Origin of the sequence: Streptomyces sp. NPDC046909 (assembly GCF_040644695.1) — a bacterium.
Lineage (GTDB): Bacteria > Actinomycetota > Actinomycetes > Streptomycetales > Streptomycetaceae > Streptomyces.
On sequence record NZ_JBEYXC010000012.1, the window covers coordinates 191356 to 208820 of the forward strand.

Genomic DNA, 17465 nt, shown 5'->3' on the forward strand with positions numbered 1-17465 from the left:
GCGTCAGGCGATCGCGGAACGCAGAACTCGCAAGTCCTGTGAGAAAAGTACGCGGGAGCGCCCAGAACGCCAGCCGGTTCCTGGGCCCATTTCCAGGCCTTGACCGAAACCCATCGCCAAGTCGTCCGCTGGGTCATCTCCCACCCTCCTCACGCTGAGCCAGAACCATGAGCGACACGTCCGCGACTATCCCACATCTGATTGCTAGTGCGAAAGCTCTTGCGCCAAATTCCTCGCAGGTACGGCTTGTTGATGTTTGCGTAAGCGATCGACCTCCCTACTTCCCCGTGATGGACCCGAAGTCCGTCCCCGAGCCCAAGATCAACCCCGCGCCCAGCAGCAGCATCGTCGCCGGGACCATGAACGTCGTGATCATCATCGTGGCCTTGGGTACGGCCCGAGCCGCCTTGCGGCGGGCGTTCTGGGCGTCCGTGCGGCGCATGTCCTTGGCGAGGGCGATGAGGGTGTCGACGATCGGGGCGCCCAGTTCCTCGCCCTGCTGCAACGCCGTGACGAACATGGCCACTTGCTCGGAGTCGTTGCGTCGCCGCAGCTCGGCGAAGGCCTGGCGGCGGCTCATGCCGAGGTCCATCTGGCGGAGGGTGATGCGGAGTTCGTCCGCCCAGGGGCCCTCGTACTTCGTCGCGACCCGGTCCAGGGCCTGCCGGAAGCCCAGACCCGCGCTCACCACCACCGCCAGGACGTCCAGGAAGTCCGGGAGGGTCCGTTCGATCACGTCCTTGCGGATGCGGATCGCCGACCAGATGCCGACCTCTGTCCAGAAAGCGGCGAAGGCGAAGAGGAGCAGAGCCACGACGAAACTGCCGCGCATGAGGAACAGCAGGCCGCCGAAGCCGCCCAGGAAGCCGTAGACCGCCCTGCGGGCCGCGTAGCGGTCGAGTGTCAGGCCGCCCGGGTTGCCGGCGAGGTCGATCTTGCGGCGGTACTTGGCCACCTGCGTCGGGCCCATCAGGCGGAGGACCGCCGGGGCGTACCGCATCCCCAAACGGTCGATCACCGAGTCCACCGCACCCGTGCGCGTGGCGCCGATCTCCAGCGCCAGGACCAGGTCGCCCGGCAGCTTCGCGTCCGCCCGGTACATGCGGATCCCCGCGAAGATGCCCCACACGCTCAGGCCCATCGCCAGGGCGAGCACGTACTCCATGTCCGGTCCCCCTCCCTCAGACGTCGATCCGTGACATGCGGCGGATCAGGATGAACCCCACCGCGTAGAGCGAGAACGCGATGATCACCGCCGCCTGGCCGTACGGGGAGCCCGTCATACGGTCCAGGGCGCCGTCCTTCACGCTGTTCATCAGGAGCAGTGAGCCGATGCCCAACACCGGGACGGCGTACGACGTCATGTTGACCTGGGAGAGCTGGGTGCGGACCTCGCGGCGCGTCTCCTTGCGTTCCTCCAGGGTCTCCGTGAGGTTGCGCAGGGCGCCTACCACCTGACCGCCCGCCCGGTTCGACAGGACCAACGTCGTTACCAGGACCACCAGTTCGCGGGACGGCAGGCGCTCCGCCATTTCGCCCAGGGCCTCGTCCAAGGACGCGCCCAGCGACAACTGGTTGGCCACCTTGCCGAGTTCCTCGCCGGCCGGGGCCTCCAGTTCCTCCGCCGCCATGCCGATCGCCGTACGGAGGGCCAGGCCCGCCTGCGTCGCGTTGGCCAGGATGCGGGCCAGTTCGGGGAGTTGGTTGATGAACCTCTCGATGCGTTTCTGGCGTTGCCAGTTGAGGAACTGGAGTGCCAGCCAGATGCCGAGGAGGCCGGCGAGCGGGCCGAAGAAGGGGGCCAGGGCCGCCTGGCTGATCAGCCACAGGCCGGCCGCCGTGGACATCATGTAGACGAAGAACTCGCCCGGGGTGATGTCTAAGCCCGTTGCCGCGAGGCGGAGTTCGAGCTTGCGGCCCAGCTTTGTACGGCGCAGGCGGCGGTCCAGGCCCGGGAAGCGGCGTCGGCGTACGCCCGCCGGTATCTGGCCCGTCGCCGAGAGGCGGTCCACGAGGGCCTGGCGCTGGGCCCTGCCCATGGCGTAGGCGTGCAGGCCCGCCACGGCCAGGCCGCAGGTCAGCAGGGCGATGCCCGTGGTGAGGGTGATCAAGGAATCGAGTTCCATCGGGCGTACCTACCTGGCTTCTCGGGTCGTCAGCTCAAGTACGGACTGGGCCACGCCGAAGGCCTGGGGGATCGGCTGGCCGGCCATGTAGAGGCGGTCGGCCGTGCGGCGGGGCAGGTGGTGGTGTTCGTAGGTGCCGTAGACGCGGCCGTCCGGGCCCATCGGCAGGGCGTTGAAGCGGGCCACCGTGGCCAGGCGGTACGGCTCGCTGCCGTGGCTGTCCAGGATGGCGATCTCGGTGATGCGGCGGGCTCCGTCGGGGAAGCGGGTCAGCTGGATGAGTACGTCCAGCGCGCTGTTGATCTGGTCGTGCAGCGCCTCGAAGGGGACGCCGACGTCGGACATGGACGCCAGGGTCTTCAGCCGCATCAGCGCGTCCTCGGTGCTGTTGGCGTGGACGGTCGCGAGCGAACCGTCGTGGCCGGTTGACATCGCCTGGAGCATGTCCAGGGACTCGCCGCCCCGGACCTCACCGACCACGATCCGGTCGGGGCGCATACGGAGGGAGTTGCGGACCAGGTCGCGGATGGTGATGCGGCCCTTGCCCTCGACGTTCGGGGGACGGGACTCCAGGCGGATCACATGGGCCTGTTGCAGCTGGAGTTCGGCCGAGTCCTCGATCGTGATGATGCGTTCGTTCTCGGGGATCAGGCCGGAGAGGGCGTTCAGCAGGGTCGTCTTCCCCGTGCCCGTCGCGCCCGAGACGATGACGTTGAACTTCGCCTGGACCAGCCCGGCCAGCAGATACAGCATGTGCTCGTCCAGCGAGCCGAGGCCGATCATCTCCTGCAAGGTGAAAGAGCGCGGGAAGCGGCGGATCGTGAGCGTCGCGCCCGTCAGCGACAGGGGCGGGATGATGACGTTCACCCGCTCGCCGGACGGGAGCCGGGCGTCGACCATCGGGTTCGACTCGTCCACCCGGCGGTTGACCGTCGACACGATCCGCTCGATCGTCTGCATCAGCTGGTCGTGGGAGGGGAAGCGGAGCGGGAGTTGCTCCACCCGGCCGCCGCGCTCCACGAAGATCGCGTCCGGGCCGTTCACCATGATCTCGGTGATGGAGGCGTCCTCCAGGAGCGGTTCCAGGATGCCCAGGCCCAGCGCCTCGTCCACGACCCTGCGGATCAGCTGCGAGCGCTCGACCGTCGACAGGACCGGGCCCTCGCGGCTGATGATGTGCCCGAGCACCCGCTCCAGACGGGCCCTGCGCTCGGCCGCCGCGAGCGAGCTCATCTCCGCGAGGTCGATCTCCTCCAGCAGCTTGGCGCGGTACGAGGCGACCAGGTGGCCGTCCTCGCCCCGACTGCCGTTCTCCTCGGGGGTGTTGATGCGGGACCGCAGGCTCATGGGGGTACCTCGTTCGGTTCAGTGGTCGAGCGGCATGGTGGCGGTCTTGTTCGCGTCGCCGAAGTCCCAGAAGGGGACGACCGCGGGGATGTCGACGGTGGCGGTCACGGTCACCGAGTCGTCGCCCCCGGCGGTGGAGCAGGACACGGACAGCCAGTCGCTGATCGCGGTCGCGCAGCCCTCCTGGGCGCTGTGGTCCAGCGAGGCCGCCCGCGCCCCCGCCCTGGCCGCCGTACCGGCCTGCTGGGCGGCGTACGCGATGAGGCCGACCTGCACCCCCGCCAGCGCGACGAGGAGCAGGATCGGGATGAACCCGAGGTACTCGATCGCCACCTGCCCGCGGTCGCGGACCCGGCGGACCTTCCCGTCGAGAGACCGGGTCTCCCCATCGGCGGACCGCGCTTTCCCGTCGTCAGGCCGGACTTTCCCGTCGTACGACATCTCAGTCCCCCTTCTCCTCCTCCACGGCCCCCGCATGGCCCTCGACCGTGAACGGGAAGCCGATCGAGCCCGGGAAGAGGACGGGGACCTGGAGCTGGACCGTGGCCCTGACGTAGCCGCCGCCGGTCGTGCAGGTCACCGTGCCGTCCCAGGCGCCCGGGAGTTTGTCGAGGCCCGCCTGCTGGCACGCGCCGCCTCGCTCCCCCGGCGCCGCTGCCGTTCCCGCCCGTACCGCTTCGTCCGCAGCATTCCCCGCCAGCGTGAACGTGTATCCCACCAGCACGAACTGCCACACCAGGACCAGCGTCAGGATGATCAGCGGGGTCATGCCGAGGAACTCGACGGTGACCTGGCCGGAGTCCCGCCACCGCCGCCCCCAAGGCCACCGCCTCCTCATGGGCCGATCTCCTTGCGGCGGCGGAAGCCCAGCCCTCCGCCCTTCTGGGCCCCCTCGACCGCCTTGACCAGGCCCAGTTCGCCCGCGAGCCCCCACAGGGCCTGCTTGACCACGCTCTTGCTGTCGAGTTCGTGGATGCGGCCGGCGTCCACGACCCCTTGGAGTTCCTTGAAGTTGGCGGGGATCGCCACCCTCGCCACCGCCGTGCCGGTGATCTTCTGGATGAGGGGCGGCTGGATCTCGGTGCCCTTGGTGTGGCGGTTGACCACCACCGTCGTCTCCTCGGCCTTGCGGATCTGGAGGCGGTCCCACATGCGGACGGTCCGTTTGGCGCCGCGGACCGAGATCACGTCGGGGGTGGTGACGAGGAGGGCCGTGTCGGCCATCTCCACGGCCGCCGCACCCGCGCCGCCTATCTGGGCGCCGCAGTCGATGACAACGATCTCGTAGCGGGAACGCAGGGCGCTGACGATCTGGCGGACGGCCCGGTCGGTGACCTCCTCGCCGCGTTCGCCCTCGCCGGGGGCGAGCAGCAGGGCCGTGCCGGTGTCGTGGCGGAAGACCGCGTCGGCGAGGACGCGCGGGGAGATGTCGGTGATCGCGGCCAGGTCGACGACCGAGCGCCTGAACTGGACGTCCAGGAAGGAGGCGATGTCCCCGGTCTGGAGGTCCAGGTCGACCAGGGCCGTGCTGCGGCCCGACGCCTGGGCGGCGAGGGCGAGTTGGATGGCGGTGAGGGTCGTACCGACTCCGCCCTTCGAGCCGCTGACCGTCACCACCGTGCCGCCGACTCCGGTGAACACGTCGACGCTCGCGCCCAGATGACGTCGTACGCCCACCGACCACTGGGCGACGGCCTGCACCCGGACGGCCAACTCCTCGTAGCTCAGCGGGAGGGCGACGAGGCCGCGGGCGCCGTAGTCCATGGCGGCCTGGAAGAGGCCGGGACTGGCGTCGGAGGTGACGAGGATGACGCCGACCGCGGGGAAGCGCAGGGCGACCTCGCGGATGAGCTCCAACGCCGGTACGGGGCCGATGCGTTCGTGGACGACGACGACCTCGGGGAGTTCGTCGACGGACTCGGCGGCGAGGCGGGCGAGGGTGTCGATGAGCTGGGTGGAGTCGACGACCGGGGCGACCGGTTCGGCGTCGGGGAGCTGGCTGAGGAGGGTGGTGATGGAGCGGACCGCGTCCGCGTCGCCGACAGCCGGCAGGATCCTCGTGGGCATACGGCTCACTTGTCCTTCGTCAGTTCGTACGTGCGGTCCTGGTCGGGGACCGGCGCGGTGTCTCCGGGCGCCACCAGCGCGAGGCGGACCCGCTCGGCGAACGACTCGGCGTAGGTGAGGCGCTGGGCGTCGAGGGTGGAGAGGGCGAAGGTGATCGGGACGGCCTCGGTGGTCTGCCGGTTGCGGTCGCTCTCGTCGGGTTCGAGGGCCTTGAGGCTGCCTACGTCGAGGACTTTGGCGTTGGTTACGATGATCTTGGACTGGGCGGGGGCACCCTCCCGCTCGCCCGCGAAGGTGGCGTACACGTTGACCGTGGAGCCCGGCGTGATCTTGCCGGCCACTCCGGTCGCCGCGTCGATCATGATGGCGACCTCCTGCTGCCCGGGCTGCAGAGCCGGCTGTGCCACGATCATGTCGCTCTGGAGCAGGGAGCCCTTCTTGAGGTCGGTCACCGCGATCTTGCCCTCGATGTCACGGAGATCGGTGACGGCGGTGGCGGAGAGCCAGCGCTCGGGCATCTCGGTCTTCTCGAACTGGCCCGCGCTGAGCGGCGTATAGGGCTCGATGTCGTCCTTGAGCCGGTACGCGGTGACCTCGGGGCCGACCTTGGACTTCACGTCGCTGATGACGGAGAGGACGCCGGCGAAGGCCGCGAGGGCGCAGACGACCGACAGGATCAGGAGTATCACGCCGCGGCGCTGACGGGAGTTCATGGACCGTGCAACCTCATTGGGGGATTAGGTCGACAGGGCTCACCCGGCGGTGAGTTGATTCTGCGGGTACTGCTTCCGGGGCTGGGTCCGGGTCTGGGGCTGTGGCTGGTTGTCGATGAGCGGTGAAGTGGCGGAGCAGAACACGCAGCGGTCGCCGATGACGTCGATGCCGCACCAGTGGCAGGAACTCTGCCGGACCGATGTGACCAGCTGGTAAAGGACCGAGAGGTCGGGCAGGAAGGAACAGAACTCGACGAGTTTCGGGGTGCCCCACCAGGGCGGTGACTCGGCGGGGAGACGGGTCTCGCGCAGGCCCTGGACGTTCCAGGACGGGGCGAGGGTCGTGGCGATCCAGTCGGACTGGAACTGCGGGCCCTTGGCGACGAGCATGGCGGTGCCGAACTCGGGCCCCTTCAGGGCCGCTTCCGGCCCGATGCGGACGAGCTGTGGCTCGGGATGCGCGATCACACCGAACTGACTTCCCGGAACCCATGACTTGGCATGCGCCTTGAGGTCCACAGGAACGCGGTCGAGCTTGGTGACGGAGCCGAGGACGGCGCCGGCGTGGATGTAGTGGGTGAGCAGCCGGCCCGCGGACGCGAGTACGCCGGGGCTGAGGTCGCAGGAGGCCAGCTGGCGCAACTGGCGGGCCAGCACGGCGAGTCCGAGGGGCGGCAGATCAGGACGGAACAGGGCGATGCGGTCGCTCTCCAGGAGGGACCGTACGGTGTGCAGGCGCCGTTCGACGGCCGTCGGCAGTGCCCGGGAGCAGACGACGATCACATGCCCGTACTGCTCGACGAGCGCGCGCATGCCCAGCAGCGAGCGCTCCAGGGGTTCCTTGTCGAGGTCCTTGAGGACGATCGCGGGCACGGTCCGCTCGTCCTGCGGCGGCAGCGCCATGTCGGCACCGGTCACGGCAATGGCAGTTGGCACGCGCAGCTCCCCATCCCCTGCCCGCCGGCCCGACCGGCGTCACTCCGGCACACCCAGTCGACTTCACTGCGTGACTACGTCAGCACTCTAACCACGGCGATGTGACCGGAGAACAGCGTTTCTTCAGCTGATGGCAACTGTTATTGCGCAAGGTTCCACAAAATAGGGCGGATTGCATATGCCGCTGGGCCATGGAGGAGCGGTGAAGATGGTCTGGACCTATTGACGAGAGGCATTGGTCTGAACCAATCTCCTTGTCATGGCCATACTCAGACGACGCTCGTCTCGCTTCTGGTCGGCAGCGGTTCTCGCCGCCCTCGCCCTCGGCGCCTCCGGCACCGCTCCGGCCGCCGCCGCGGACATCAACAACGCCAAGAACGCCGGCTTCGAGTCCGGCCTGACCAACTGGACGTGCACGGCGAGCAGCGGTACGACCGTCTCCTCGCCGGTGCACGGCGGCTCGGCCGCGCTGAAGGCGACGCCGGCCGGGCAGGACAACGCCAAGTGCACCCAGGCGGTCGCGGTCAAGCCCAACTCGACGTACACGCTGAGCGCGTGGGTGCAGGGCGGCTACGCCTATCTCGGTGTGACCGGCACGGGGACGACGGACGTCTCGACCTGGACCCCCGACTCGACGGCCTGGAAGCAGCTGTCGACCACCTTCACCACCGGCGCCTCGACGACCTCGGTGACGGTCTACACCCACGGCTGGTACGGCCAGCCCGCGTACTACGCGGACGACGTCTCGGTCTACGGCCCCGACGGAGGCGGCGGCACCGACCCCCTCCCGACGGTCCCCTCCGCCCCGAGCGGCCTCGCGGTCTCCGGTACGACGTCGTCGTCGGTGTCCCTCAACTGGGGGACGGTGTCGGGGGCGACGGGCTACAACGTCTACCGCGACGGCACGAAGGTGACGGCGGTGACGGGAACGTCGGCGACGGTGACCGGGCTCGCCGCCTCCACGTCGTACTCCTTCCAGGTCACCGCGACCAACGCGGCGGGTGAGTCCGCGAAGTCGACGGCGGTGACGGGGACGACGACGGCGTCGACGGGCGGCGGGGGCGGGAGTGTGCCGAAGCACGCCGTCACCGGCTACTGGCAGAACTTCAACAACGGGGCCACCGTCCAGAAGATCTCCGACGTGCAGTCCCAGTACGACATCATCGCGGTCGCCTTCGCGGACGCGACGACGACGCCGGGTGCGGTGACCTTCAACCTGGACTCGGCCGGGCTGGGGGGCTACACCGTCGACCAGTTCAAGGCGGACATCGCGGCGAAGAAGGCGGCCGGGAAGAAGGTCATCGTCTCGGTGGGCGGCCAGAACGGCACGGTGTCGGTGAGCGACTCGACCTCGGCGGCGAACTTCGCGAACTCGGTGTACTCGCTGATGCAGACGTACGGCTTCGACGGCGTCGACATCGACCTGGAGAACGGCCTCAACGCGACTTATATGACACAGGCGTTGAGGTCCCTGTCGTCAAAGGCGGGCTCGTCCCTGATCATCACCATGGCCCCGCAGACCATCGACATGCAGTCCACGTCCGGCGCCTACTTCCAGACGGCCCTCAACATCAAGGACATCCTCACCGTCGTCAACATGCAGTACTACAACAGCGGTTCGATGCTGGGCTGCGACGGCAAGGTCTACAGCCAGGGCTCCGTCGACTTCCTGACCGCCCTGGCCTGCATCCAACTCGAGGGCGGCCTCTCCCCCTCCCAGGTAGGCCTGGGCCTCCCGGCCTCCACCAGCGGCGCCGGCAGCGGCTACGTCTCACCGACCGTGGTGAACAACGCCCTCGACTGCCTCGCCCTGGGCACGAATTGCGGCTCCTTCAAGCCGTCGAAGACGTATCCCGGGCTGCGGGGTGCGATGACGTGGTCCACGAACTGGGACGCGGCGGCCGGGAACGCGTGGTCGAACGCGGTGGGGCCGCATGTGCACGCGCTGCCTTAGCCCGGCTTAGCCCGACTTAGCCCGGCTCACGCCGGTCGTCATCCCAGCGGCCGGTAGTAGCCCAGCACGGCCGACAGCCCCGCGAACCACTCCCTCAGTCGTTCGCGGGGCTTCGCCTCCACCACGCACTCGTAGAACTGGCCGTCGAGATGGACGACGGCCAGCATCAGGGACTTGCCGTTGGGGCTCGCCTTGTAGTGGACGCTGCGGATCTCGGGCCAGTCGAACTCGGCTTCCACGCCGTTGATTTCGAGGGTGACGCCAGACGCGTCGACGGCCACCGAGTTGCGGCGGTCGACGGCGAGGAACTCCGGGCCCGCCGGGGCCGGTTGCGCCGGGTACGCCTGGTACGCCGGGTACTGCGGCATCTGCGGGGGTGGGCCGAAGCCCTGGGGTGGCTGGGGAGGGTACGGCGGGTGGGTCATCGTTCGTCCCCCGGTGCGGTGCGCGTACGTGTGTGCGCACGGAAACTTACCCGCCTGCCCTGTGCGCTGTGCCCATGCCCTCAAGATCCTCAGAACTTCATGTGAAACATTTCCGGGGGCCCACCGCATCAATGAAGTGAGAGCGCGAAGTGAGCGCGCGCCCATCAGCAGGGGGAACACATGAGACAGGTCCTTGCGGACCAGTACGCGGAGTTCGCGGCGGCGCGCGCGGGGCATCTGTACCGCTCCGCGTGTCTGCTCACCGCCGGGGACACGCATCTCGCCGAGGATCTGGTGCAGGAGACCCTGGGCCGGCTGTACATCAGCTGGCACCGGGTGACCCGGGTCGGCAACCCCGCCGGGTACGCGCAGACCGTCCTCACCCGGGCGTTCCTCGCCCATCAGCGCCGGCGCAGCAGCCGGGAGCGCGCCACCGACGAGTTCCCGGAGCAGGCGTACGCCGAGCACGCCGACGACGTACCGCTGCGGCTCACGCTGCTTCAGGCGCTGGCCCGGCTGCCCGCCAAGGACCGGGCGGTGGTCGTGCTGCGCTACTGGGAGGACCGTTCGATCGAGGAGACGGCCGACGCGATGCACGCCAGCTCCGCCGCGGTACGGACGCGTTGCACCCGCGCCCTCGGCCGGCTCCGTGAACTGCTCGGCGAGGATCTCGGCGAGTACGCCCGCTTCTGACCTCCAGCCCCCCCACCTCGACACACACCTCGATATCGACCCACTTCACTCGGACCTCGCGGAAACGGAAGTTTGCCATGCCCGTACACCAGCACAGCGATCCCTTCGAGGACCGTGTCGCCGCCGAACTGCGCGCTGTCGGCGGACAGTTCGCCACCGACCCGGCCGCGCTCACCTCCGCGGGCCTGGCGCGCGGACGGCGGTTGCGGCTGCGGCGGCGCGCGGCCGTCGTGGGCGGGGCGGCGTCGCTCGCGCTCGTGGGGGTGGGCGGGACGCTGCTTCTGGCGGGTGGCGGGGGTACGGATCCGGAGCAGCGGTCGGTGGCCTCCGATCGCAGCGCCAAGCCGAGCGCCAAGCCCAGCGCGTCGTCGACCGCGCCCGCCGTGACCGACAAGGAGCTGATCCGGACGCTCAAGGACCTGCTCGGGTACGGGAAGTTCAGCGAGGAGGCCGGGCGCGGTACGGCCGACGAGTTCGGGGCGTACGCGAAGCTCGTGTGGGACGACGGGGACGGGGACACCGCCGTCACGGTGAACCTGGGCAAGGTCCAGCCGGGCGGCAACGAGGCCCGTGAGCTGGCCAAGTGCCCGGACAAGCTGTTCATCCCGTACGACAGTTGCAAGGCCGGCCGGCTCGGCGACGGCTCCACGTTCCTGGTCGTCCAGGGCTACGAGTATCCCGACAAGCGCGAGCCCACCAAGCGGTGGTGGGCCGAGCTGGTCACCCCGACGGGGCAGCACGTCCAGGTCTCGGAGTGGAACTCCACCGAGGAGAAGGGCGCCCCGGTCACCCGTAGCGAACCCGCCCTGGACTACGCGGAGTTGAAGAAGCTGGCGACCGCGCCCGCGTGGCTGGAGGCGGTCGACGCCCTTCCCGGCCAGCCGCCCGCGGAACCGTCGCCGACGCAGAGCGCCCCCGCCGTCACGGACGTCGCCAAGAAGCTCGTCGACCTGCTCCCCGACGGGGTGCAGCTGGTCTCGCGCAGTGAGGACGAGGGCGATTACGGCTATGTCGTCGTCGATGACGGCAAGGGCAAGAGCATGATCGAGATCAACGTGCAGCCGGACATGGGGGACATCACCTCCGAGAGCTTCTTCAAGGACGGGGCCGAGACCCTGCCCGACGGCACGATGGTCTCCGTCCGGGAGGACGGCGGGGACAAGGGGGTCGGGGGCGCGGTCAGGTACACCGTCGACACCGTGCGGGCCGACGGTCTGCGGGTTGTGATCAGCGCCCTGAACGCGGGCGGCCCGCACGACGCCGTGACCCGCGCGACTCCGGCCCTCACGAAGGACCAGTTGCGGGAGATCGCCCTCAACCCGGCCTGGGGCTAGACCCCCAAAGGGTTCAGCCCCAGGTGGTTCAGAAGAACTCCGACCAGGGCTGGTCCCAGATCTGCTTCACGCACAGGACGAGGAACAGCAGCCCGGCGATCACCAGCATCGCGTTGCTGATCAGGCCGTTGCGCCATTCGCCGGGTGTGCGGGGGGAGTTGAGGAGCCAGAGGAGGGTGCCGGCGAGGAAGGGGAGGAAGGCCGCGCCGAGGACGCCGTAGAGGATGATCAGGCGGAAGGGCTGGCCCTGGAAGAGCAGGACGATGGGCGGGAAGGTCAGCCAGAGCAGGTACGCGCGGAAGGGCCAGGAGCGTTCGCGCGCGCCGGAGGCGACCTCCTCGCCCTTCGCCGCCTGGCTGGTGCGGAAGCGGGCGACGAAGTCGGCGAACATCAGGCTCACGCCGTGCCAGACGCCGATGAGGGAGGTGTACGAGGTGGCGAAGAAGCCGATGAGGAAGAACTTGGCGGTCGCCGAGCCGTATTCGGCCTCCAGGATGTCCGTGAGCTGGATGAGCCCCTTGTCGCCGGACGCGATGGCCACGTTCGCCGAGTGGAGCAGCTCCGCGCCGACGAACAGCATCGAGATGACGAAGATGCCGGTGGTGGCGTAGGCGACGCGGTTGTCGAGCCGCATGACCTTCATCCAGCCGGTGTCGGTCCAGCCCTTGGCGTTGACCCAATAGCCGTACGCGGCAAGGGTGATGGTGCCGCCGACGCCGCCGATGAGGCCCAGGGTGTTGAGGATGGAGTCCTTCTCGTCGGGGAGGACAGGGAGCAGGCCGGCGAAGGCGTCGCCCAGGTTCGGCGTGACCCGGATGGCCAGATAGACCGTCACCAGGAACATGACGCCCACGAGGACCGTCATGACCTTCTCGAAGACCTCGTACTTGTTGAACCAGACGAAGACCAGGCCGCTCAGACCGCAGGCGACGGCCCACCACTTGAGGTCCATCACGTCCGGGAACAGGGCCTGGAGCGGGAGCGCGCTGGACGACATCGCCGCCGCGCCGTAGACGAAGCCCCAGATCACGACGTAGACGACGAAGAACCACGAGGTCCAGCGGCCCAGGCTGGCCCAGCCATCGAAGAGGGTGCGGCCGGTGGACAGATGCCAGCGGCCGGCGGCCTCGGCGAGGGAGATCTTGACGAGGCAGCCGATGACGGCGGCCCACAGGAGGGTGTAGCCGAAGTTGCTGCCCGCGATGAGGGTGGCGACGAGGTCGCCGGCGCCGACGCCGGTGGCGGCGACGACGATGCCGGGGCCGATGTGCCGCCAGCTGGACTTGCGGGGTGTGGGGGTGGTGTCGGAAGTGGCCGGGGTGTCAGTGGGGTTTCCGGTGGTGTCCGCCATGAAGGTCAAGTAACCCTAAAGGCGCCGAGCTCACAAGAGGTCGAACTCCGGTGGCGGAGGTCGGGCCCCGGCGGCTGGGCATGCGCGCCGGGGCCCGGGCTGTGGTTCCGGGGAGTTGAGTTGACGTATCCGGAACTCTCGGGTCAGTACGACTGTCGCCGACCACAGTCGTCGGACCCGCACGTGCCGAGCTCGAACCACACGGTCTTGCCCGGCCCGTCCTGGTGGCAGCCCCAGCGCCGGGCAAGCGCATCCACCAGGAACATCCCGCGGCCGCTCTCCGAGGTGCCCGCCTCCAGCACCTGCGGGGTGCGCCGGCCGTCATCGGCGACCTCGCAGCGCAGTACGCCGTGCGCGGCGGACAGGGTGAGGGTGAAGCGGCTCGCGGCGTGCAGCAGGGCGTTGGTGGCCAGTTCGCTGACGAGCAGCTCGGCCGTGTCCACCAGGTCCTCCTGATCCGCGAGCCCCCACCCCTCCAGCTCCCGGCGGACCGCGGCGCGGGCCTCGCGGACGGCGGCGGGGCGGGGTGCGTACTCGACGCTCAGATGGCCTGCCCGCAACGGGGGTTGGGGGTACGAGGCGTACCGAGGGTCGGGGTCCGGGAGGCGTCCCCCGGAGAGTTGCAGCATGGAAGCAGGATGTCCGCCCCGGTCGCGCGGCACACGGGGAGGAATACCTGAATCCCTACCTGTGTACGTCAGTTCGGGTACGGCGGTTCGGGCGCGAGCCGGTGACCCGTTCCCGGCGCGCGGTTCCAGCCATGGCGTCTTTATTGACTCTTGACCTGCTCATGCCATGAGCGCACGATGAGCGCCACCACCCGCACCTGTGAGTCACCTGTATCCCCACTTCCTTCAGCCCCGGAGATCCCGGAACCCCTGGAGAAACTAGGAGACTTCATGCGACTTCGCATACGAGGCTCAGGCGCCCGCGGCGGCAGACGCACCGCCGCCTTCGCCGCCCTCCTCGCCCTGGCGCTCGCGGCACCCCTCACCTTGGACCCGTCGGACGCGAGCGCCGACAGCTCGGCCAAGGCGGCCTCCGCGGACACCGTCCGCCAGTACGAGATCCACCAGCACACCACCCCCCTCACCCGTACGGCCATCCAGCAGACCGGAGTCACGGTCGACGAGGCCGACGAGGAGACGGTGGTGGTCTCCGGCCGGGCTGACCAGATCAAGAAGCTCCGCCAACTCGGCTACCAGGTCGAGGCGTTGGGCGCGGCCCCGAACCGGCTCGCCGAGGACGAGGTGAGCATCCTCGACTTCCCCTCGGCCGACTCGCGGTACCACAACTACGCCGAGATGAACACGGAGATCGACCAGCGGATCGCCGCCTACCCGAGCATCATGAGCAAGCAGGTGATCGGGACGTCGTACCAGGGCCGGAACATCGTCGCGATCAAGATCAGCGACAACGTCGGCACGGACGAGGCCGAGCCCGAGGTGCTCTTCACCCACCACCAGCACGCCCGTGAGCACCTCACGGTCGAGATGGCGCTGTACCTGATCCGCGAGCTCGGCGCCGGATACGGCAGCGACTCCCGGGTCACCAGCATGGTGAACAACCGCGAGATCTGGATCATCCCGGACCTCAACCCGGACGGCGGCGAGTACGACGTCGCGACCGGCTCCTACCGCTCCTGGCGCAAGAACCGGCAGCCCAACTCCGGTTCCTCGTACGTCGGTACGGACCTCAACCGCAACTGGAACTACCGCTGGGGCTGCTGTGGCGGCTCGTCCGGCTCGACGTCCTCCGAGACGTACCGCGGCGCGGCCGCCGAGTCGGCGCCCGAGGTCAAGGTCGTCGCCAACTTCGTGCGCAGCCGGGTCGTCGGCGGCGTACAGCAGATCAAGGCCGGCATCGACTTCCACACGTACAGCGAACTGGTCCTGTGGCCCTTCGGCTACACCACCGCGGACACGGCGACCGGCATGACCACCGACGACCGCAACGCCTTCGCCACGGTCGGCCAGAAGATGGCCGCCAGCAACGGCTACACGCCGGAGCAGTCCAGCGACCTGTACATCACCGACGGGTCGATCGACGACTGGCTGTGGGGCAACCAGAAGATCTTCGCCTACACCTTCGAGATGTACCCGACGTCCAGCTCCGGGGGTGGCTTCTACCCGCCCGACGAGGTGATCGAGCGGGAGACGGCACGCAACCGGGACGCGGTGCTCCAGCTGCTGGAGAACGCGGACTGTATGTACCGGTCCATCGGGAAGCAGGCGCAGTACTGCAGCTAGGGCAGTACTGCGGCTAGGGCAGCACCGCGACTGACAGCTACTCGACCGACAGCTACTCGGCGTCGTCCTCGTCGCTCTTCTTCTCGTCCGCTTCGTCTTCCTCGAAGTAGGCGTCCAGGACGGCGTCCAGCTGCTCGTCCCACTCCGCGAAGCGCGCCCGCGAGGCGGCCTCGATCTCGATCGGGTACCAGCGGCGGTCGGGCGTGTGCACGGTGATCGTGTACCGCTTGCCGAAGCGGGGCGTCTCGGTCTCGACCGCGCCGATCTCGTCCCAGCGGAACTCGCACCGCTCCTCGTCGAGGCTCAGGCGTACGCCCTTGGCGTCGGCGACGATCTTCGCGCGGCGGTCGGAGGCCTCGAAGACGGGACCCTCGATCTCGGTCTCCTCCTGCGCCTCTTCCTCGGCCGACTCCGGTTCCCCGGGGGCGGCCTCCGCCTCCGCGAGGGGCTCCTCGGCGTCCTCGGGCTCGCCGGACACGGGTGAGGTGAGCCCGGGGATGAAGGCCGGGTCGAATCCGGCGCCCTCCAGGGGCTTGCTGCTCGAACCTATGCGCTGCTCCACAGCGGGAAGTATGGTCGACAACCCTGTGCGGCACACAGGGACCCCCCAACTTCGTTATCAACCCCCTACCCCAGCAGCCCGCTTCCGCCGCCGATGGGGGGTAATTGGCAGATCTGCCAATTACCCCCGCCATACCAACCCTGGCCGGCTACACCACCAGGCTCAGTACCGCCGCCATCGCGAAGCCCGCCACCGACAGGACCGTCTCCAGGACCGTCCATGTCTTCAGTGTGTCCCGCTCGCTGATGCCGAAGTACTTCGCCACCATCCAGAAGCCGCCGTCGTTGACGTGCGAGGCGAAGATCGAGCCTGCCGAGATGGCCATGATGACCAGGGCGACGAAGGCCTGGGAGTGGTCGCCCTCGGAGAGGAGGGGCGCGACTATGCCCGCCGTCGTCACGATCGCCACCGTCGCCGAGCCCTGGGCGACGCGCAGGACGACCGAGATCAGGTACGAGAGGACGATCACCGGGAGGCCCACGTCGTTGAAGGTGTCCGACAGGGCCTGGGCCACGCCGCTCGCCTTGAGGACGGCGCCGAAGACACCGCCCGCGCCGACGACGAGGAGGATGTTGCCGACCGGCTTGAGGGAGGCCGTCGAGACGGTCTCCAGGGACTTGCGGGACCAGCCCCGGCGCAGGCCCAGGAGGTAGTACGCGAGGAGCAGGGCGATCGTCAGGGCCACGAACGGGCTGCCGAAGAACTCGATCACCGAGCGGGTGGTGGAGGGGTCGAAGGCGATCGAGGAGAAGGTCGCGGCGAGGATCAGGACCAGCGGGGTGCCGATGATGCCCAGGACGGTGCCGAGGGGGACGGGGGTCTCGCGGGGCTCTACGCCCTGCTCCCGCTGCTCGTTGATGACGGCGAGCTTCGCCTCCGCCGCCGCCTCGACCATGTCCTGCGGTACGGGTACGAAGATGCGGCGGCCGATCCACGCCGAGAAAACCCAGGCCGCCAGGACCGCCGGGATGCCGCAGACGACGCCCATCAGGATGACCCAGCCGAGGTCCACCTTCAGCAGGCCGGCCGCCGCGACCGGGCCGGGGTGCGGGGGCAGGAAGGCGTGGGTCATGGACAGGCCCGCGAGGAGGGGGAGGCAGTACAGGAGGATCGACTTGCCGCTGCGCTTGGCCGCCGCGTAGACGATGGGCGCGAGGACGAAGATGCCCACGTCGAAGAAGACCGGGATGCCGAAGATGAGGCCGGTGAGGCCCATCGCGAGGGGGGCCCGCTTCTCGCCGAAGAGGTTGAGGAGGCGGGAGGCCAACACCTCGGCGCCGCCGCTGACTTCGAGGATCGCGCCGAGCATCGTGCCGAGGCCGATGATGATCGCCACGTGGCCGAGGATGCCGCCCATGCCGGACTCGATGGTCGAGACGGCGTCCGAGCGCTGGACCGTGCCGAAGAGTTCGGTGACCGAGAGGCCCGCGAGGAGGCCGACGGCTATGGAGACGGCGAGGAGGGCGACGAAGGGCTGGAGCCGCGCCTTGATGATCAGGAAGAGGAGGAGGGCGATGCCGATGGCGGCGACGGTGAGGAGACCGGCGGTGCCGTCGACGAGGAGAAGGAGACCGCCGGTGTGGGGCGGGGCCTCGGTGGGGGTGGTGGCGGCGAGCGGTGGGGACATGGGGGTCCTCTGCGTAAGTACATGGAGCTTTCGGGCAGGACGGATCGCGGCATGGCCACCCGTGGGGGCCATGCCGACTGC

At 69.1% G+C, this 17465-nt stretch carries 17 protein-coding genes; 4 read left to right on the forward strand and 13 right to left on the reverse strand.

The annotated features are described in order from the left end of the window. Positions 1 to 277 precede the first annotated feature (277 nt). From ABZ928_RS34815 to ABZ928_RS34850, 8 genes are read right to left on the reverse strand one after another with little or no spacing between them, the layout of a single operon-like run. On the reverse strand, positions 278 to 1165 hold the full coding sequence (locus tag ABZ928_RS34815; RefSeq protein WP_361527746.1) for a DUF5936 domain-containing protein: 888 nt from the start codon (positions 1163 to 1165) through the stop codon (positions 278 to 280). 16 nt (positions 1166 to 1181) lie between these two features. Beyond that, on the reverse strand, positions 1182 to 2126 hold the full coding sequence (locus tag ABZ928_RS34820) for a type II secretion system F family protein (protein WP_361527748.1): 945 nt from the start codon (positions 2124 to 2126) through the stop codon (positions 1182 to 1184). A 9-nt stretch (positions 2127 to 2135) separates the two neighbouring features. Next, on the reverse strand, positions 2136 to 3473 hold the full coding sequence (locus ABZ928_RS34825) for a CpaF family protein (RefSeq protein ID WP_361527750.1): 1338 nt from the start codon (positions 3471 to 3473) through the stop codon (positions 2136 to 2138). Between the two features lie 18 nt (positions 3474 to 3491). Further along, positions 3492 to 3914: a TadE/TadG family type IV pilus assembly protein gene (locus ABZ928_RS34830; RefSeq protein ID WP_361527752.1), complete on the reverse strand. Its 423-nt coding sequence runs from the start codon at positions 3912 to 3914 to the stop codon at positions 3492 to 3494. Between the two features lies 1 nt (position 3915). Further along, entirely contained in the window at positions 3916 to 4311 is a 396-nt protein-coding gene (locus tag ABZ928_RS34835) for a TadE family protein (protein ID WP_361527754.1), read from the reverse strand. Beyond that, a complete protein-coding gene (locus ABZ928_RS34840; protein ID WP_361527756.1) occupies positions 4308 to 5540 on the reverse strand; it encodes an AAA family ATPase in 1233 nt (410 codons plus the stop codon). Before ABZ928_RS34840 ends, ABZ928_RS34835 begins: the two co-directional genes overlap by 4 nt. A gap of 5 nt (positions 5541 to 5545) precedes the next feature. Beyond that, a complete protein-coding gene (gene cpaB, locus ABZ928_RS34845; RefSeq protein WP_361527758.1) occupies positions 5546 to 6253 on the reverse strand; it encodes a Flp pilus assembly protein CpaB in 708 nt (235 codons plus the stop codon). A gap of 39 nt (positions 6254 to 6292) precedes the next feature. Further along, positions 6293 to 7156: a hypothetical protein gene (locus ABZ928_RS34850; protein WP_361527986.1), complete on the reverse strand. Its 864-nt coding sequence runs from the start codon at positions 7154 to 7156 to the stop codon at positions 6293 to 6295. A gap of 292 nt (positions 7157 to 7448) precedes the next feature. Between ABZ928_RS34850 and ABZ928_RS34855 the strand changes: the two genes are divergently transcribed. Then, entirely contained in the window at positions 7449 to 9143 is a 1695-nt protein-coding gene (locus ABZ928_RS34855; RefSeq protein ID WP_361527760.1) for a glycoside hydrolase family 18 protein, read from the forward strand. A gap of 38 nt (positions 9144 to 9181) precedes the next feature. Here ABZ928_RS34855 and ABZ928_RS34860 read toward each other — a convergent pair whose 3' ends face one another. Further along, positions 9182 to 9568 (reverse strand): hypothetical protein, encoded by a 387-nt coding sequence (locus ABZ928_RS34860; RefSeq protein ID WP_361527762.1) that lies wholly within the window; start codon positions 9566 to 9568, stop codon positions 9182 to 9184. Positions 9569 to 9748: 180 nt separating this feature from the next. Between ABZ928_RS34860 and ABZ928_RS34865 the strand changes: the two genes are divergently transcribed. Beyond that, positions 9749 to 10261, forward strand: coding sequence for a SigE family RNA polymerase sigma factor (locus ABZ928_RS34865; RefSeq protein ID WP_361527763.1), 513 nt, complete (start codon positions 9749 to 9751; stop codon positions 10259 to 10261). A 77-nt stretch (positions 10262 to 10338) separates the two neighbouring features. Then, positions 10339 to 11595, forward strand: a complete 1257-nt coding sequence (locus ABZ928_RS34870; protein ID WP_361527765.1) for a hypothetical protein — start codon at positions 10339 to 10341, stop codon at positions 11593 to 11595. A 28-nt stretch (positions 11596 to 11623) separates the two neighbouring features. On the opposite strand, the gene ABZ928_RS34875 is transcribed toward ABZ928_RS34870, so the two are convergent. Both ABZ928_RS34875 and ABZ928_RS34880 read right to left on the reverse strand, forming a co-directional pair. After that, entirely contained in the window at positions 11624 to 12946 is a 1323-nt protein-coding gene (locus ABZ928_RS34875) for an Nramp family divalent metal transporter (protein ID WP_361527767.1), read from the reverse strand. A 143-nt stretch (positions 12947 to 13089) separates the two neighbouring features. Next, the gene (locus ABZ928_RS34880) at positions 13090 to 13575 is read right to left on the reverse strand and encodes an ATP-binding protein (RefSeq protein ID WP_361527769.1); all 486 of its coding nucleotides are present in this window, start codon (positions 13573 to 13575) and stop codon (positions 13090 to 13092) included. 270 nt (positions 13576 to 13845) lie between these two features. Between ABZ928_RS34880 and ABZ928_RS34885 the strand changes: the two genes are divergently transcribed. Further along, a complete protein-coding gene (locus tag ABZ928_RS34885) occupies positions 13846 to 15195 on the forward strand; it encodes a M14 family metallopeptidase (protein ID WP_361527771.1) in 1350 nt (449 codons plus the stop codon). A 52-nt stretch (positions 15196 to 15247) separates the two neighbouring features. Here ABZ928_RS34885 and ABZ928_RS34890 read toward each other — a convergent pair whose 3' ends face one another. Beyond that, entirely contained in the window at positions 15248 to 15757 is a 510-nt protein-coding gene (locus ABZ928_RS34890; protein ID WP_361527773.1) for a hypothetical protein, read from the reverse strand. Between the two features lie 148 nt (positions 15758 to 15905). Further along, positions 15906 to 17384 (reverse strand): gluconate:H+ symporter, encoded by a 1479-nt coding sequence (locus ABZ928_RS34895; RefSeq protein WP_361527775.1) that lies wholly within the window; start codon positions 17382 to 17384, stop codon positions 15906 to 15908. Positions 17385 to 17465: the final 81 nt, after the last annotated feature.

What these genes read in the sequence shown, in the direction of transcription:
- ABZ928_RS34815 (WP_361527746.1), bottom strand. Translation starts at nt 1,165, where the DNA reads ATGGAGTACGTGCTCGCCCTGGCGATGGGCCTGAGCGTGTGGGGCATC.
- ABZ928_RS34820 (WP_361527748.1), bottom strand. Translation starts at nt 2,126, where the DNA reads ATGGAACTCGATTCCTTGATCACCCTCACCACGGGCATCGCCCTGCTG.
- ABZ928_RS34825 (WP_361527750.1), bottom strand. Translation starts at nt 3,473, where the DNA reads ATGAGCCTGCGGTCCCGCATCAACACCCCCGAGGAGAACGGCAGTCGG.
- ABZ928_RS34830 (WP_361527752.1), bottom strand. Translation starts at nt 3,914, where the DNA reads ATGTCGTACGACGGGAAAGTCCGGCCTGACGACGGGAAAGCGCGGTCC.
- ABZ928_RS34835 (WP_361527754.1), bottom strand. Translation starts at nt 4,311, where the DNA reads ATGAGGAGGCGGTGGCCTTGGGGGCGGCGGTGGCGGGACTCCGGCCAG.
- ABZ928_RS34840 (WP_361527756.1), bottom strand. Translation starts at nt 5,540, where the DNA reads ATGCCCACGAGGATCCTGCCGGCTGTCGGCGACGCGGACGCGGTCCGC.
- cpaB (WP_361527758.1), bottom strand. Translation starts at nt 6,253, where the DNA reads ATGAACTCCCGTCAGCGCCGCGGCGTGATACTCCTGATCCTGTCGGTC.
- ABZ928_RS34850 (WP_361527986.1), bottom strand. Translation starts at nt 7,156, where the DNA reads ATGGCGCTGCCGCCGCAGGACGAGCGGACCGTGCCCGCGATCGTCCTC.
- ABZ928_RS34855 (WP_361527760.1), top strand. Translation starts at nt 7,449, where the DNA reads ATGGCCATACTCAGACGACGCTCGTCTCGCTTCTGGTCGGCAGCGGTT.
- ABZ928_RS34860 (WP_361527762.1), bottom strand. Translation starts at nt 9,568, where the DNA reads ATGACCCACCCGCCGTACCCTCCCCAGCCACCCCAGGGCTTCGGCCCA.
- ABZ928_RS34865 (WP_361527763.1), top strand. Translation starts at nt 9,749, where the DNA reads ATGAGACAGGTCCTTGCGGACCAGTACGCGGAGTTCGCGGCGGCGCGC.
- ABZ928_RS34870 (WP_361527765.1), top strand. Translation starts at nt 10,339, where the DNA reads ATGCCCGTACACCAGCACAGCGATCCCTTCGAGGACCGTGTCGCCGCC.
- ABZ928_RS34875 (WP_361527767.1), bottom strand. Translation starts at nt 12,946, where the DNA reads ATGGCGGACACCACCGGAAACCCCACTGACACCCCGGCCACTTCCGAC.
- ABZ928_RS34880 (WP_361527769.1), bottom strand. Translation starts at nt 13,575, where the DNA reads ATGCTGCAACTCTCCGGGGGACGCCTCCCGGACCCCGACCCTCGGTAC.
- ABZ928_RS34885 (WP_361527771.1), top strand. Translation starts at nt 13,846, where the DNA reads ATGCGACTTCGCATACGAGGCTCAGGCGCCCGCGGCGGCAGACGCACC.
- ABZ928_RS34895 (WP_361527775.1), bottom strand. Translation starts at nt 17,384, where the DNA reads ATGTCCCCACCGCTCGCCGCCACCACCCCCACCGAGGCCCCGCCCCAC.